General features: G+C 71.4%; 11 protein-coding genes. 6 read left to right on the top strand and 5 right to left on the bottom strand.

Features of this window, described 5'->3' with window-relative positions:
- Positions 1–153: 153 nt before the first annotated feature.
- Both ACFYPN_RS11415 and ACFYPN_RS11410 read left to right on the top strand, forming a co-directional pair.
- Positions 154–2,268, top strand: coding sequence for a hypothetical protein (locus tag ACFYPN_RS11415; RefSeq protein ID WP_389297782.1), 2,115 nt, complete (start codon positions 154–156; stop codon positions 2,266–2,268).
- A 50-nt stretch (positions 2,269–2,318) separates the two neighbouring features.
- Complete coding sequence (locus tag ACFYPN_RS11410) at positions 2,319–3,038, top strand: ABC transporter ATP-binding protein (protein ID WP_358762465.1); 720 nt, start codon at positions 2,319–2,321, stop codon at positions 3,036–3,038.
- A gap of 272 nt (positions 3,039–3,310) precedes the next feature.
- Here ACFYPN_RS11410 and ACFYPN_RS11405 read toward each other — a convergent pair whose 3' ends face one another.
- Positions 3,311–4,066 (bottom strand): SIS domain-containing protein, encoded by a 756-nt coding sequence (locus ACFYPN_RS11405; RefSeq protein WP_358762463.1) that lies wholly within the window; start codon positions 4,064–4,066, stop codon positions 3,311–3,313.
- A 294-nt stretch (positions 4,067–4,360) separates the two neighbouring features.
- On the opposite strand from ACFYPN_RS11405, the gene ACFYPN_RS11400 reads away from it, so the two are divergent.
- Both ACFYPN_RS11400 and ACFYPN_RS11395 read left to right on the top strand, forming a co-directional pair.
- Positions 4,361–5,053 (top strand): metal-dependent transcriptional regulator, encoded by a 693-nt coding sequence (locus ACFYPN_RS11400; protein ID WP_389297780.1) that lies wholly within the window; start codon positions 4,361–4,363, stop codon positions 5,051–5,053.
- A gap of 1,034 nt (positions 5,054–6,087) precedes the next feature.
- The gene (locus ACFYPN_RS11395; protein ID WP_389297930.1) at positions 6,088–6,972 is read left to right on the top strand and encodes an alpha/beta fold hydrolase; all 885 of its coding nucleotides are present in this window, start codon (positions 6,088–6,090) and stop codon (positions 6,970–6,972) included.
- Between the two features lie 55 nt (positions 6,973–7,027).
- Here the strand turns inward: ACFYPN_RS11395 and ACFYPN_RS11390 are convergent, their stop codons facing one another.
- The 3 genes from ACFYPN_RS11390 to ACFYPN_RS11380 are packed head-to-tail and all read right to left on the bottom strand — an operon-like array spanning position 7,028 to position 10,239.
- Positions 7,028–8,689: a transporter gene (locus ACFYPN_RS11390; protein WP_358755656.1), complete on the bottom strand. Its 1,662-nt coding sequence runs from the start codon at positions 8,687–8,689 to the stop codon at positions 7,028–7,030.
- Positions 8,686–9,516 carry an ABC transporter ATP-binding protein gene (locus ACFYPN_RS11385; RefSeq protein ID WP_358755658.1) on the bottom strand — a complete coding sequence of 277 codons (831 nt, stop codon included), beginning with the start codon at positions 9,514–9,516 and terminating at the stop codon, positions 8,686–8,688. The genes ACFYPN_RS11390 and ACFYPN_RS11385 overlap by 4 nt, the downstream gene beginning before the upstream one ends.
- Positions 9,517–9,552: 36 nt before the next feature.
- Positions 9,553–10,239, bottom strand: coding sequence for a bifunctional DNA primase/polymerase (locus ACFYPN_RS11380; protein ID WP_389297777.1), 687 nt, complete (start codon positions 10,237–10,239; stop codon positions 9,553–9,555).
- A gap of 327 nt (positions 10,240–10,566) precedes the next feature.
- On the opposite strand from ACFYPN_RS11380, the gene ACFYPN_RS11375 reads away from it, so the two are divergent.
- Both ACFYPN_RS11375 and ACFYPN_RS11370 read left to right on the top strand, forming a co-directional pair.
- Complete coding sequence (locus tag ACFYPN_RS11375) at positions 10,567–11,949, top strand: transcriptional regulator (RefSeq protein ID WP_358755662.1); 1,383 nt, start codon at positions 10,567–10,569, stop codon at positions 11,947–11,949.
- Between the two features lie 434 nt (positions 11,950–12,383).
- A complete protein-coding gene (locus ACFYPN_RS11370; RefSeq protein ID WP_389297775.1) occupies positions 12,384–13,883 on the top strand; it encodes a hypothetical protein in 1,500 nt (499 codons plus the stop codon).
- An 85-nt stretch (positions 13,884–13,968) separates the two neighbouring features.
- On the opposite strand, the gene ACFYPN_RS11365 is transcribed toward ACFYPN_RS11370, so the two are convergent.
- Entirely contained in the window at positions 13,969–15,303 is a 1,335-nt protein-coding gene (locus tag ACFYPN_RS11365; RefSeq protein WP_389297773.1) for an ABC transporter substrate-binding protein, read from the bottom strand.
- Positions 15,304–15,346: the final 43 nt, after the last annotated feature.

Here is a 15,346-nt window from a genome sequence, read left to right as displayed (position 1 = left end):
AGCAGGGTGAAATTCACGTCCGTGCAGGTGGCGCCGCCTGTGCGGGTGTGAAGCAGCCCACCCGCACAGGGGGTTTCCCCTGTGCGGGTGGCGTCCCGCTCCCATCATCAGTCGCTTTACTTTCTCGGACGTACCTGAACGGGCGTCCTCGACATGGGTAATCAAATGTTGCATCGAGGAATTCGATACGTCCACGCCGCCATTTTGGTATTTTCGGCCCTGATTGCCTTCCTGTTCATTCGAGGTCTGGACGAGAGCACCCCCCTGGGGAATGCGGCGCTTGTTGACGTTTTCGACTCCGATGAATCGGTGAGCGCGCCGCGGGTGGCTCAGGCTGTCGCGCAGTTCGCAACCGAGAACCGGGTGACGATCGCACGCGACATGACCGACTTAAGGAATCCGGACGGTGTACGGAACCTCTATGTGACGCCCGGTAACAGCGAGTCAGCGGCAGCGGCATGGCTCACGGAGGGCTACCCGTCCTTCAGTGATGAATACAAAACGCATGTGCACCCGTTCGTGGACAGCGCACAGCGGGACCCCCGAGGGCCGTACTTCATATACGGTTCGGCGCCGGATGCCGACGCTCTCCGCGTCGAGTTCGCTTCCCTCGGGCTGACGGCGAGCGTCTCGCACCCCCTCTCGCGAACCGAATTATCAGACCAGTTGCAGGGTGATCCGCTCGTGCGCGCCCTGGCCATCATCGCGTTGGCCGTACTCACCACCACGGGCGCAAGTGTGCTGCTCGGAGGCACCGGGTACGCGGTGCTGCGGCTTCAGGGCATGTCCTTCACCAGTATCCTTTTGCGCGATCTCCGGCAGCTCGCCCCCTTCTGGGCGGCATCGGTCACCATCGTGACGGCGGTGGCTCTGTCTTTTCTGGGCTTTTACAATCATTTCGCTTGGCTGGGGCTTTTCGGTGCCGTCGCAGCAGGGATCTACCTCCTGCTGACTCTTGTGGCAGTCATGACTCACGCAGCTGTCCTGGGACTTACATTCAAGGTGAAAATCTTGGGTGCGCTGAAGGGAGAACTGCCCTCGAGGACTGCATCGATCGCTGTTTATGTTGTCCGTATCCCAGCTCTGCTGCTTGCCCTCAGCATCGCTACGAGTGTCGCCATCGCCGGCCGCGATGTCGTAACGCGCGAGGAGAGCCGCGAAGCGTATCTCCCTGTTTCTGAGGCTGTCACCATCCGTATCAATGGAGGCTTCGCTCCGCACATGGACCAGGTGAACGAGCATGTCGGTCCCTGGCTGCGAGAAGCAGACAAGCTGGGTGAGGTGATCGTCGCCGGCCGCAGAGACCTTCAAATCTCCACCCCAGGTGCGCCCCTCCCAACGGGTGAAATTTTTATCGTCAACGATACTTACCTCAGTCGGGAGAAGGTCGTTGACCCGGCAGGCAAGCGTTTGGACTTCCGTTCAGGGAACCTGCGCACGCAGAAAAATAATCCGGTTGCAGTGATTATTCCCCAGCATCTCGGCGCGCAGAGTGTGGCGATCAAGAAGGCGGCAGCCGACATAATTGACCCCGAACGCAGCCGGCATCTTGCTGTCGAAGTGCTGGAAAGTAGAAACGGGCAGGATCTGTTCGGGTACAACAGCGGTTCCTACGCATATCATTCTGGTCATAGTCCGGACGAGGACCGGTCGGAGGTGCGCGACCCTGTTCTTATTGTGGTGCCCAATGGGTCCACCCTGTTGTCCGACGACGCCTACACGGCGTTTGCCACCCAGGCAGGCGTGATTTTCCTCGACCCTCATGACGCGCTCAACGGAATAGAGGGGCGGAACCTCCAGGACTACGTCAATGCTGTGAGTCCTGTCGGTCAGAAAACGGCTAAGGACCTCAGGGGTGCAGTCAGCAAACTTCGGCTACAAGTATTCAACCTCGTGCTAGCAGTGCTCGTCCTTCTCGTAGCAGGAGCAGGCGCCTGCCTCATCTATGCGCGGAAGAATGCTCAAGGGATCTTCGTCAAGCAAATCAGCGGCTGGAGCTACACAGCGACTCATCGTTTCGTGTTGGCTGCAGAAGTCGCCATCGCGGTCATCTTCGCCACACGGGTTCCGTTCGTGGCTTGGCAGCAGCATCGCGAAGCGGCGCATTACGCGGCTGCGGGAGCCCCTGCCCCCTACGAACCCCTGCACATCACCGCGCTCGATGTCGGCATCATCACTGGCTTGGTCGTTTTCGAGTTCGGCGCGGTGCTCGTGGCACTCGCCTTCTTCCACCGCCGTGTCATCAGGACGGCGGCGGCCACGCTCTGACCAGTTGCCCTCACCCTGTAGGACCTCTCTCCAGCAAGGCGGAACCTGCTGTGATCACAGTCGAAGACCTCTCGAAGACGTTCGGCGCCCGGACGGTGTGGCGCGAAGTCAACTTCACCGTGGCCCGCGGTGACATGCTCGCCCTCGTGGGACCAAGCGGGTCGGGTAAGTCGACCCTCCTCAACTGCCTCGGGCTGCTGGACCGGCCCAGCGCGGGAACCGTCCGTTGCGAAGGGCGCGACATCACCCGGTTTGGCCGACGCGACACCGTTCGTTTTCGCCGCGACACTCTCGGTTACCTTTTCCAGAGCTATGCCCTGATCGAGAACGCGACCGTCGCCGAGAACCTGGACGTGGTCGTACGACTGCGGCGGAGCATGCGCGGCAAGACCACCGGGCTTCTGGGCGACGCTCTTGAAAGGGTCGGCCTGAGCGGGCGTGAGAAGGAGCCCGTCCATCAGCTCAGCGGTGGGGAGCAGCAACGAGTGGCCCTGGCCCGGCTCCTTCTCCAGGGGCCGTCACTGGTTCTCGCGGACGAACCGACCGGCGCGCTCGACGACGCCAACAGCACCCTGGTCGTCGGTCTACTTCGCGAGATGGCCGAGGAGGGTTGCGCGGTGGTGATCGCGACTCACGACGCGGGCGTACGCACTCGGTGTGACGCGGAGTTCGCCCTGGGCGGGGCGGCCGTCGACGCAGCGCGGACGGCGATTCCCGCCACCGCGGGTGGGGAGGGTGGAGGGAGACAGGAGCGGCTTGCGCGGTGGTAGCCGGAAAGTCATCTTCCTGGTTCGTCTCGCGCCCCCTCCCGCCGCCTTGCGTTCGCACGCACCGACCACGACTCCTCGCGGGGCGAACATCAAGGTGGCGGCAGTAGCCAAGGGTTGTCCCGTATTTCCTGGTGGATCAGCGCGCGGCGTCGGATGCGGTGCCTCGCGAGGCGGAGGGGCGTCCGCATGCGGGATGTAAGCGGACGTTCCGACCATGCGGCGAGGTGTCGTAGCTGTCGTCGCGTACCCGCCAGGACTTGCGGAACGGCACTTCAGTGCTGGTAGAAGATCCGGTCCCGGTTCTCCTCGAACACCCGCCGGTTCCACTCGTGGCCGCCGTCCACGTTGCCCGAGCGCAGCAGCGGCGGCTCGATGCCGCGGGCGGCCAGCTGCTCGGCCGCGGCGGCCATCGTCGCCTGCATCAGCGCGCTGGTGACGACGGTGGAGGCGGGGGCGAACGGGGCTCCGACCCCGCCGGTGGTCAGCTCCGCGTCACCCACCGCGATCTTGCTGTCGAGAACGATGTCGCAGTGGTCGAGCAGGAAGCCGCCCGAAGCGGCCCGGGACGAGGTGGCGGCCGCGTACGCCACCGAAGTCACCCCGATCACGGTGAGACCGCGCGCGCGGGCCTCGCGGGCCATCTCGACGGGCAGGGTGTTGCGGCCGGAGAGCGAGATGATCACCAGCAGGTCGCCCGCGGTGGCCGGGCTGGCCGCGAGCACCGTGGTGGCGAGCCCCTCCACCCGCTCCAGCGCCGAGCCGAGCGTCGCGGGCATCACGTCGACCCCCACTGTGCCCGGCACGGCGAGGAGGTTCATCAGGGCGGGGCCGCCCGCCCGGTACACCACGTCCTGCGCGGCGAGCGAGGAGTGGCCGGCGCCGAAGGCGAAGAGCCGGCCCCCCGCGGCGATGGTGTCGGCGACGGCCGCACCGGCTGCCGCGATCGAGGCGGACTCCTCGTCGCGGACCCGGGCCAGCAGCCCGATGGCCGCGTCGAAGAACTGGCCGGCCAGCTTGCTCTCGCTCATCGGGGAGCCTTCCGTCGTGGGGGGATGCTGGGGTCTTCCGTCTGGATCGTGCCGCGCTCCCGGGGCCCGGTCCGACCTGATCCGGAGGGAAGCCCCCTGATGCCGCCGATCACGTTGCGGTCCGGACCGCCGCACTGTCAAGAGCCACTCCCGCCGTGCGGCGCCCGGCCCCGGGCCGGGTCCGGGACGACCCGGCACGGTTGACGGCGCGATGCGTCAGAATTGGTCGAGGGCCACAGCACGGCGGCAACACGGCAGCATGACGTCTCACCGTCACAGTTATGAGGGGCACGAATGTCCGGACTGATCGACACAACGGAGATGTATCTCCGCACCATCCTCGAACTCGAAGAGGAAGGCGTGGTCCCGATGCGCGCCCGTATCGCTGAGCGTCTGGACCAGTCCGGTCCGACGGTCAGTCAGACGGTGGCCCGGATGGAGCGCGACGGACTGGTCCAGGTCGCCGGGGACCGCCACCTGGAGCTGACCGAGGAGGGCCGGCGGCTGGCGACCCGGGTCATGCGCAAGCACCGCCTCGCCGAGTGCCTGCTCGTCGACGTGATCGGCCTGGAGTGGGAGCAGGTGCACGCCGAGGCCTGCCGCTGGGAGCACGTGATGAGCGAGGCCGTGGAGCGGCGGGTGCTGGAGCTGCTGCGCCACCCCACGGAGTCCCCGTACGGCAACCCGATCCCGGGTCTGGAGGAGCTGGGCGAGCACGCCGAGGCCGATCCGTTCCTGGGGCAGGGCATGGTCAGCCTGGCCGAGCTGGACCCGGGCAGCGACGGGAAGACCGTCGTGGTGCGCCGGATCGGCGAGCCCATCCAGACCGACGCCCAGCTGATGTACACGCTCCGGCGCGCCGGGGTCCAGCCGGGAGCCGTCGTCAGCGTGACGGCGGCGGCGGGCGGCGTGCTCGTCGGCTCGGGCGGTGAGGCTGCGGAGCTGGGCAGCGACGTCGCCTCGCACGTCTTCGTCGCCAAGCGCTGAGCCCCCGCCCGGCCCCCACCGCGCCCGCCCGGCCACCACCGCCCGCGCCGAGCGTCCCGGGCCCCGCGCCCTGGGCCCCGCGCCCCCGGGCCCGCTTCCCGGGCGCGGGGGCATCCGCCGGAGCGGCCCCGCGCACGGCGGGGAGCACGCGCGACGGGCTCGCGCCCCGGGGGTCAAAAGCACCGGGAAGGCGCGGGAGAGCGTCGCAGGGTGCCGTACGCCGGGCGACCGGGCTCCGACCGTGCTCCGACCAGGCACGGAACACGCACCACGCTCCGCGTCCCGCCGTACGGGGCCGGAGAAGCGGGCGTCACGGCAGTCGAACCGTGATGCCCGCTTTCTCTTTTCCGTACGGAAGTGCAGCGGCCGGGCGCCTCCCGTGCCAGGCTGAAGCCAGGCATATGACCTGAGGTCGCCGGCCGAGTGGGCCGCGCGGCAAGGGAGGGAGCAGGGAATGCGCCCGACGCACCAGCATGTGCAGCGGTACGCGCCCCCCGTGCGCCCACGTACGACTCCGCCGGACGCCGTCCGGCAGGCGGCCAGGGGTGCGGCGGAGGCGGCCAGGGGCCCGACGCCCGGCCGCCGGAGGCAGCGGCACCGGGCGGCCCCACGAGCCTGCGCCGTCCTCGCCGCCCTCCCACGGGCCCGCGTCACCCCGCAGGCCGCCCCGGACGTCACCCCGCACGCCACCCAGGGGGCGTGCGCCGACGTGTGCGCCCCCGCCCCCGCCGCGGTGGCGACGGTGCGGGGGAGACCGGAGCCCCCGGCGGCCATGGACCCCATGGCCGCCGGGGGCCGTCTTCCCCGGTGCCGACCCGGAGCCCCGAGCTCCCAGGGTCGTTCCCGCGGACCGTCATCCCCGAGCGGCCCGCTCCCCGCTGAACATCTCCCCAGGTCGGCGGCGGTCAATCATGGAAACCCGTCACCCGAACGAGCGGTGTTGTACGTCCATCCCGCCGTTTTCGAATAAAGGTTCGATAGTGTGGGCGGTGGGGCCACCCGTGATCGAGAACCAGAAGGGGATGCCAGGACATATGGTGCGGCGCATCGATGTGACGGGCTCGGACGGCGTCCGGCTCGCGGCCTGGGAGTTCACCGATCCGCCCAAGGGGCGCGCGGACGAGACGAGTGCGCCGGGGGTCTTACTGCTGCACGGACTGATGGGCCGCGCCACCCACTGGGCCGCCCAGGCCCGCTGGCTCTCGGAGCGGTACCGCGTGGTCGGGCTCGACCAGCGCGGCCACGGTCGCAGCGAGAAGCCCGCGGGTGGCCCGTACACCCGCGACGCGTACGTGGACGACGTCGAGAGCGCGGTCGAACAGCTCGGCCTGGGCCCGGTGACCCTCGTCGGGCACGCCATGGGCGCCCTCACCGCCTGGCAGCTCGCCGCGAAGCGCCCCGACCTGGTGCGCGCCCTGGTCGTCTGCGACATGCGGGCCTCCGCGCCCGGAGCCGCCACCCAGCGCGAGTGGAGCGACTGGTTCGACTCCTGGCCGTTGCCCTTCGCGACCCTCGCCGACGTACACAAGTGGTTCGGCGAGGACGATCCGTGGGTGGAGTGCCCCGACCCGGCGCGCGGCGAGTTCTTCGCCGAGGTGATGGCGGAGGGCGACGACGGCTGGCGGCCGGTCTTCTCCCGCCGGCAGATGCTGGAGTCCCGGGCGACCTGGGTCCTGGACGCGCACTGGGAGGAGCTGGCGCAGGTCCGCTGCCCGACGCTGGTGCTGCGCGGGATAGACGGTCAACTGGGCCGCGCCGAAGCACAGGAGATGGTCCGGGTGCTGCCGCTCGGGCAGTACGCAGAGATCCCCGACGCCGGCCACCTCGTCCACTACGACCGGCCGGACGCCTGGCGCGCGGCGGTCGAACCCTTCCTGGAGCAGTTCGCCGGCACCGTCCCCGAGCGCGTGGTGTCCTGAGGGACGGCGGATCCGCCCGCCCGAGGACTGCTCCCGGGCGGGCGGGTCCGCCGTCTCACCCCTTGCTGACCGCCGCCAGGATCTCCGGCAGCCGGGCCGCCGTGCGCGACGCCGCCAACCGCAGCCCCGCCCAGGCGACGAGCACGCCGTACACCGCCCCCACCGGCACCACCAGCCACAGCGACCCGTAGTCGGTCAGGGTCAGCACCACCGTCAGGACGATCACCGGCGCGGTCACCACGAGCGAACCCACCATGCCGACCATGGCCGACAGCACGGCCAGCCCGCCCTGTCCGGGCGCCACGTTCTGGAAGCCGCCCTTCTGCGGGATCGAGTACGGGAAGAACGCCGACCCCAGCGCACCCGTGCCGAACATCCCGCCGAGCAGCGCGAGGGATACCCCGGCGACCCCCGTCAGCGACCCCCAGGAGTCCAGCAGCGCGGCGGTCAGCACGCCCACCAGCAGCGTGTACGGGACGGTGACGGCGCCCAGCGCCAGGGCGCGCGCCCGCAGTTCCTCGTACGCGTCCCGGGGCGTGGCGATGGTCTGCGCCACCATCCAGAAGGCGGAATTGTCCTGACCGAACTGGTTCAACATCTGCATCCCCAGCAGCGCGGACGCGAAGCAGGCGAAGTAGACCGAGCCGCCGCCCTGGACGGCGTTGAGCACCGGGATGATCAGCCCGACCGCCAGCGAGGTGATCCACGCGGCCTTCGTCTTCGGGTCCCGCAGGACGTACCGCAGGCTCCGGCCCATCACCGTGCGCGTCCGGCCCTCGGGCAGCAGCCCGCCCAGCCGGCTCCGCCCGGCGCCGCGGCCCTTCCCCCGCGGGGTCCGCGACGGTCCGCCGACGGCGATCGTCGAACCGTCCGGCGTCGTCATCAGCTTCACCAGACCCGACCGCCACCACCACAGCAGGCCGGCCAACGCCGCTGCGGAGACGAGCAGTTGCAGCGCTGCCTCGCCGTACGCCCCGCCCGAGGCGGAGTCCACCGCGCCGATCGCCGAGGCGGCGGGCAGCCAGCGCACCACCCCGGCGGCCGGCTCCAGGGAGGAGAGCCCGCCCGCCTCACCGATGCGCTGGGCGCCGAAGTTCACGAACTGCATGCCCACCGCGATCACCAGCCCGCTCAGCACCGCGAGATCACGGCCCTTGCGGGAGGTCAGCAGCCGGACGTTGGCCGTGGTGACCGACCGCGCCAGCGCCACACAGATCAGCACCGCCAGCGGTACGGCGACCACCCCGACGACCACCGCGGCCGCCCCGTGCGCCACCGCGAGCACCGATCCCACCAGCAGGCAGAGCGCGAAGAGCGGCCCGACACCGACGAGCGAGGCCGCAAGGAGCGCCCGGACGAGCGGACGCGGACGGAGCGGCAGCATCACCAGTCGGCTCGGGTCCAGGGTCTCGTCCCCGCTGGGGAAGAAGAGCGGCAGCACGGCCCACCCGAGGGCGAGCACCCCGGTGGCCAGCACCGCCACGGTGGCCGCGTCACGCCCCTCGCCGCGCAGCGCCACCAGCCCCAGCAGCAGCCCCACCGCGATCAGACCCACCACGACCAGGGTCACCACGAACGCGGCCTGCCGCCCGGCCGACTGCCGCAACCCGTTGCGGAGCAGCGTCAGTTTGAGCCGCAGGAAGAGGGGGACGAGCCCGTCGGCTCCCGCGTCCCCCGTGCTCACGAGGGGTGCGGGCCGGTCGTCGAGGACGCTCATCGGCCGCCGCCCAGCCAGTCGAGGCCGTCCGCGCCGTCCGCCGCCCGCGCGCCCACCAGGTCCAGGAACGCCTGCTGCAACGAGGACGCCTCGCCGCGCACCTCGGCGATCGGGCCCTGTGCCTTGATCCGGCCCGCCGCCATCACCGCCACCCAGTCGCAGAGCGACTCGACCAGCTCCATCACGTGGCTGGAGAAGACGACGGTCGCCCCGGACCGGGTGTAGCGCTCCAGCACCCCCCGGATGGCCTGCGCGGAGACCGGGTCGACGCCCTCGAACGGCTCGTCCAGGAAGAGCACTTCGGGATTGTGCAGCAGGGCCGCGGCCAGCCCGATCTTCTTCCGCATCCCGGTCGAGTAGTCGACGACGAGCTTGTGCCGCGCGCCGCTCAGATCGAGCACGTCCAGCAGCTGGGAGGCCCGTTTGTCGGTCTCGGCGCCGGAGATCCCGCGCAACCGGCCGTTGTAGGCGAGGAGTTCCTCTCCCGAGAGCCGTTCGAAGAGACGCAGCCCTTCGGGCAGCACCCCGATCCGCGACTTCACCGCGATCGGATCGGTCCACACGTCGTGGCCGCCGATCTCGACCGTGCCCATGTCGGGCCGGAGCAGCCCCGTCACCATGGAGAGGGTGGTCGTCTTGCCCGCGCCGTTCGGCCCCACCAGGCCGATGAAGCGGCCCGCCGGCAGGTCCAGATCGATCCCGGAGACCGCCACCTGCTGTCCGAACCGCTTCCACAGCCCCCGGACCCGCACGGCGGGCGGCGGCCCGACCGGGACGTCACCCGGCCCGGCGTCCAGGACGTTCTCGGCATCTGTCCGCTCAGGCATGGCACGACCTCTCGCTGTCCCCACAAGGGGGCCAGCCTACGAAAGGCGCGTCCGTGCGTCTGCCGCTTCGCGCGCACAGGCGTACGACAAGGGGCTGACGAGTTCCTCGGCTTCGGGCAGCCAGCGGTTGGCGGCGGTGGGGCGACGGGCCCACTGGACCGCCCCCCGGCCGCCGATCCGGGTCGGCGGGGCCGCGATGTAGTGGCCCTCGCCCCGGGCGACGAGGTCGATCGACGCGGCGTTCCAGCCGAGATGCATGACGAGATCGGGAACCTTGGCCGCGGCACCCGGGGCGACGAAGAAGAGCATGCGACGGTCGGGGGTGCAGGTGGCCGGGCCGAGCGTCAGCTCCATCCGCTCCATCCGCGCGAGCGCCAGGAAACCCGCCGACTCCGGCACGTCGATCACGTCGAAGCTCCGCCCGGTCGGCAGCAGGATCGCGGAGGACGGGTGCTTGGACCACATCCGGCGGGCCGCCGCCCCGCTGCCGGTCGCCTGGCCCGCCCAGTCGGGCCGCAGGGCGTGCGCGCCGGGCAGGGCACAGTGCGCCTCACCGCAGCAGCACCGCTCGTGCCCGTCCACCGCCTCCAGCCAGCTGCCCGGGAACACGTCCCAGTGGCGTTCCTCCGCGTAACGGACGGCGGCGTCGAGCAGTTGCTCGCCGCGCTGCGGGGGGAGCGGGACATTTCCCGTGACTTTGATCGGCTTTTCCACGTCCAGCACAACTCTTCGGACCACCGGGGGTTACGGCCGCGCCGGGCCGCCGTGGCGGTGCACCGGCACCGCATGCGGGGCGCACGGGTGCACGGGCGGGGGCGCGTGCGGGGCCGGGCACCGAAGTGCGGGTAGGGAACGGCAGGGCCGTGCGTCGGCCCGGCCTCCGGGCTGTTCCGGGGCGACGGAGCGGGACGCACGGGTCTTTTGCGTGAAGTGGCCGAAAACAGCAGCTCTCGCGCCGCTCGTACCGATTGCAGAGGAATGAGCGCATTGCTTGCGCCGACGACGGGCAGTGATGCCACCACCTATCACCGCGTCCTCCAGGGGGAGCAAATGGCAGCCAGACCACTCGTAGCCCGACAGCCGAACGAACGGCTCCAGACGCTCATCCAGGAGGCGGCCTGTTCCAACGCGGGCCTCGCCCGCCGGGTCAACATGGTCGGCGCGGAACGGGGACTCGATCTCCGGTACGACAAGACCTCCGTGGCCCGCTGGCTGCGCGGTCAGCAGCCCCGGGGCCGGGCGCCGGGGATCATCGCCGAAGCCATCGGCCGCAAGCTCGGCCGCACGGTCACCATCGACGAGATCGGCATGGCCAACGGCAAGAACCTCGCCTCCGGCGTCGGCCTCCAGTTCGCCCCGACCGTGCTCGGGGCCATCGAGCAGGTCTGCGAGCTGTGGCGCAGCGACGTGGGCCGGCGTGATCTGCTCTCCGGCTCCACCGTCGCCTCCTCCGCGCTGGTCGAGCCCAGCCGGGACTGGCTGATCACCGCGACCGACTCCCAGGTCGCGCGCAACGCCGGTGCCCGGGTCGGCCGTTCGGACGTGGAGGCGGTCCGGGCGATGACCGTCGCGCTGGTCGACCTCGACCACCGGTTCGGCAGCGGCCACGTCCGGCCGGTGCTGGTCCACTACCTCAACAGCGTGGTCTCCGGACTCCTGTCGGGGGCGTACCGCGAATCGGTGGGGCGGGAGTTGTTCGGTGCGGTCGCCCGACTCACGGAGCTGGGCGGCTACATGGCCATCGACACCGGTCAACCCGGGCTGGCCCAGCGCTACTACATCCAGGCGCTGCGCCTGGCGCAGGCTGCGGGCGACCGGGCGTACGGCGGCTATGTGCTGGCCGCCTCGATGAGCCACCTCGCCGCCCAGCTCGGCAACCCCCGGGAGATCGCGCAGCTCGCCCGCGCGGCCCAGGAGGGCGCGCGCGGCTCGGTGACGCCGCGCGCGGAGTCGATGTTCCTCGCCGCCGAGGCGCGCGGGCACGCGCTGCTGGGAGACGCCGCCACCTGTGAGGAGGTGGCGGGCCGGGCGGTGGAGGCGCTGGAGCGGGCCGACGCGGAGACCGGCGACGACCCGTCCTGGATCGCGCACTTCGACGAGGGGTACCTCGCGGACGAACTCGCGCACTGCCACCGCGATCTGGGCCAGGGCGCCGCCGCCGCCCGCCGGGCGAAGGAGGCGCTCGCCACGCTTCCGGAGACCCGGGCCCGCCGGCGCGGCATCGCCCTGGTGCTGCTCGCCTCCGCCCAGGTCCAGCAGCGCGAGGTCGAACAGGCCTGCTACACGGGCCTGCGGGCGGTGGAGTTGCTGGAGACGGTGCGTTCCAGCCGGGGCGCGGAGTACCTGGACGACCTCCAGCAGCGGCTGGAGCCGTACGGCGAGGAGTCGGCGGTCCGGGAGTTCAGCGAGCGCCTGGAACTCCAGGCGGCCTGAAGACCCCGGGCTGGAGAGCCTCCGGGCCGGTGAGCGCCGGAGGGGGCGCGCGGGAGCGGTCGCCGGGCGTGCCGTACGGGAAGGTGTGCGCCGACCGCACTCCGGTACGGCGCGTACTCCGGTGCTCCCCGCCTCTGGGCGCGCCCGCACTCCGGCTTCCCGCAGACGTGGCGGAAGTCTCGGTGCGGAGTTCGCCCCGGGCGGGCGCGGTCCGCCCCGGGCGGGGGCTGCGTTCGGGTCTTCACGGTCCCGAACTGCGGGTTCGTCCCGCGCGCGGAGGCCCGGTGTCCGGTGTTCCGCGTCCGCCTGCCGGGGCGTCGTGAAGCCGTGCGGGTGGTGAAGGGACGGTGCGGGCCCGGACGCGCTTGGCGAAGCCGGGCAACCACCCGATAGCGTGAGCCGACGATTCCGTTGGTTGACACGTAGGAGTCCCGGTGACGCAGAGCGGACAGGGTGACGATCAGCAGCTTCCTGCTGTACGGCCCGCCCACGAAGGTGTCGTGCTGCCCGCGGACGGTGGTGCCCCCTGGAACCCCGCAGCGGCGGACGGCCGGCCGCAGGAGTCCGCCCCGGCGGGCGGCCCCCCGTGGGACGGCCAGGCGTGGGGGTCCCAGGCGCCGCAGCAGCACCCGGGCAACCCGGCGCAGGGGCAGCAGCAGCCGTCCCCCTACGAGCAGCAGGGCGGCTACCAGCAGGGCGGTTACCCGCAGCCCGGCGGCTACGGCGCGCCCGACCCGTACCAGCAGGCCCAGCAGGCCGAGCAGACGCAGTACCTCCCGGCGTCCGGCGGATACCAGGGCGGGCAGCCGAACGGCTATCAGCAGCCGCCCCAGGGGCAGCCGATGCCCCCGGCCCAGCCGCAGCCGTACGCGCAGCCGCTGCCGCCGGAGGCCGTACCGGGCGGGGCGCCGGGCGGGGACTCCGATGCCACGCAGTTCATCGCACCGGTCCCGGCCGGGCAGGACAGCGACGCGAGCCAGTACATCCCGCCGACCCCCGGCGCCCCGTTCGGCATACGTCCGGGCGCACCGGAGGACCGGCGGCCCCCCGCGGAGTTCGACAACCTCTTCCGCAGCGACGAACCGGCCGGCGCCACCACGCAGATGCCCCGGGTCGACCCCGCGCACCAGCAGCCGCCCGCGCACCAGCAGTACGGCCACCCCCAGGGCCCGCCGCAGGGCTATCCCGGAGGCCAACTCCCGCCCCAGGCCCAGCAGCAGGGGTACGCGCCCGGCTACCCGAGCCAGAGTCCCCAGCCGCCGTACGAGAGCCCCCAGACCGCGTACGAGCCCGGCCCCGAACCGCGCCGGAGGTCCGCGCACATCCCGCTCATCGCGGCCGTGGTGGTCGGCTGCGCCGTCATCGGGCTCGGCGCCGGGGCGCTGCTGAGCGGCGGCGACGACTCGAAGGGGGACAAGCAGCCGGTGGCCTCGGCGAGTTCGCCGGCCGCCGACTCGACCGCGCCGGCCGCCGACGACCCCGCGAAGCCGCAGGCGGTGGAGCTGGACAAGCTGCTCGCCGACAGCAACAGCAGCCGTACGACGGTGATCAACGCCGTCGAGAAGATCAAGGCATGCAAGGACCTGGACCAGGCCGCCGCCGACCTCACGGGCGCCGCCCAGCAGCGTCGCGAACTGGTCACCCGGCTGAAAGACGTGCAGATCGACCAGCTGCCGGAGAACGCCGCCCTCAACACCGCGCTGCGAGACGGCTGGGAGGCCTCGGCGTCGGCGGACGAGCACTACGCGGCGTGGGCGCGCCAGGCGAAGAACAAGAAGGTCTGCAAGCACGGCAGCGCCGCCGCGACCGCCGAGAAGAACAAGGCCGGCCAGAAGAGCGGCGAGGCGACCACCGCGAAGAAGCAGGCCTCCCGCCTGTGGAACACCATCGCCCAGAAGTACGGTCTCACCACCCGCACCTACACGGAGCTCTGAGAGCCCGGAGGGCCGGAAACGGCCGGGAGCCGCGTCAGCCCCGCAGGGGACGCGGCTCCCGGCCGTTCCGCGTGGTGGCAGATCCTCAGCCGCGGACGGCCTTGGCGTCGGAGAGGGTCTCCGTGACGTCCGTGAACCCCTTCTTCTGCGACACCAGCCGGCCCTCGCGGACCACCTGGAAGGTGACCTCGCCGTTGACGATCCGGGGGTACGCGGCCGAGCCGAGCATGTCCTGGTAGCGCCAGCGCAGCTCCGGGGTGAGGCCGCCGGTGTCCACCTTCAGGCCGTGGTTCAGCACCGAGGTGACCGCCGACGCGCTCACCTCGCCGTCGCCCAGCGCTTCGACGACCGCCTTCAGCACGGTGTACGCGATCCAGGTGGTCTGCACGGCCGAGTCCGCGGGGTCGATGCTGTCGTCCTCGAAGGCGTACTTCCGGATCGCCTCGCGCATCCCGGCCCAGCGGGCGTCCGAGGTCACGGGGTACCACCCGGTGACGTACGCCCCCTCGAAGGGGCTGTTCCGGCCGCCGGTGCTGTCGATGAGCGGCTGGCTGACGCTGCCGAGCACCGAGGAGATCCTGGTGCCGTCCCCGTCCCCGTCCCCGTTCCCGTTCGCGGGGAGGCGGCGGAAGGAGTCGAAGAAGGTGCCGGTGCGGTCGCCGAGGACGGCGGTGACACAGCCGTCCCCCGCCGCGTCGAGGGCCCTCGTGGCCTCGGAGTCGTAGGAGGTCGCCGATTCTGGGGCGACCACGTCGGTGGCGGCGCGCTGGTGGCCGAGGGCCAGTCCGGCATCGAGCAGCGTCGCCATGCCGTCCCCGACGATGGAGTCCGGGCGGACCAGGGACACCTTCTCGCAGGAGCCCGCCAGCTGTCGCCCGTTGCCCGCCACCAGCGCCGCCTGCCCGCCGTTGACCGGGTACGACACGAAGCTCTGGAACTCCTCGTCGGACGCGCCGTACCCGCCGATGTACGGGATGCCCGCGGCCTCCAGCGGTGCCATGAAGGTCTGCCCGTGCCGGCTGTAGGAGCCGACCACCGCCGCGACGTCCCGGTCGACCGCCTCCCGTGCGCACGTCTCGGCGCCCGCGAGCGAGTCCTCCTCGTCGCAGGTGAGCACCTTCAGCCGGTGCCCGCCGATGCCACCCCGCTCGTTGATCCACTTCGCGTACGTGGTGGCGGTGGCCGTCACTCCGGCCATCGTCAGGGAGTCCGCGTCCTCGGACGCGCCCGGGGCCCAGGTCATCACCGTGACCGTGCCGCCGGAGTCCGCGGACGCCCCGGGGAGCGCCCCGCAGCCGGCCAGCGACAGGGCTCCGGCCGCCGTGGCCACGACGAGGAGCCGCCGCCGCGCACCCGAGGAGCCGAGAGAGCCGAAGGAGCCGAAGGAGCCGAGGAGGGGGGCGCGTAGCCGTCCGGTCATGGACACGGAGCCTGCCGGGCGCCGGGTAACGGAGCTGTGTGCG

Origin of the sequence: Streptomyces sp. NPDC005576, from assembly GCF_042871745.1 — a bacterium.
Lineage (GTDB): Bacteria > Actinomycetota > Actinomycetes > Streptomycetales > Streptomycetaceae > Streptomyces.
The sequence above is the reverse complement of the archived record's forward strand: the minus strand, read 5'-3'. Positions and strand labels throughout refer to the sequence as shown.

Excerpts from the sequence above, each read along its gene's own strand:
- ACFYPN_RS11415 (WP_389297782.1), top strand. The coding sequence starts at position 154 with ATGGGTAATCAAATGTTGCATCGAGGAATTCGATACGTCCACGCCGCC.
- ACFYPN_RS11405 (WP_358762463.1), bottom strand. The coding sequence starts at position 4,066 with ATGAGCGAGAGCAAGCTGGCCGGCCAGTTCTTCGACGCGGCCATCGGG.
- ACFYPN_RS11400 (WP_389297780.1), top strand. The coding sequence starts at position 4,361 with ATGTCCGGACTGATCGACACAACGGAGATGTATCTCCGCACCATCCTC.
- ACFYPN_RS11395 (WP_389297930.1), top strand. The coding sequence starts at position 6,088 with ATGGTGCGGCGCATCGATGTGACGGGCTCGGACGGCGTCCGGCTCGCG.
- ACFYPN_RS11390 (WP_358755656.1), bottom strand. The coding sequence starts at position 8,689 with ATGAGCGTCCTCGACGACCGGCCCGCACCCCTCGTGAGCACGGGGGAC.
- ACFYPN_RS11385 (WP_358755658.1), bottom strand. The coding sequence starts at position 9,516 with ATGCCTGAGCGGACAGATGCCGAGAACGTCCTGGACGCCGGGCCGGGT.
- ACFYPN_RS11375 (WP_358755662.1), top strand. The coding sequence starts at position 10,567 with ATGGCAGCCAGACCACTCGTAGCCCGACAGCCGAACGAACGGCTCCAG.
- ACFYPN_RS11365 (WP_389297773.1), bottom strand. The coding sequence starts at position 15,303 with ATGACCGGACGGCTACGCGCCCCCCTCCTCGGCTCCTTCGGCTCCTTC.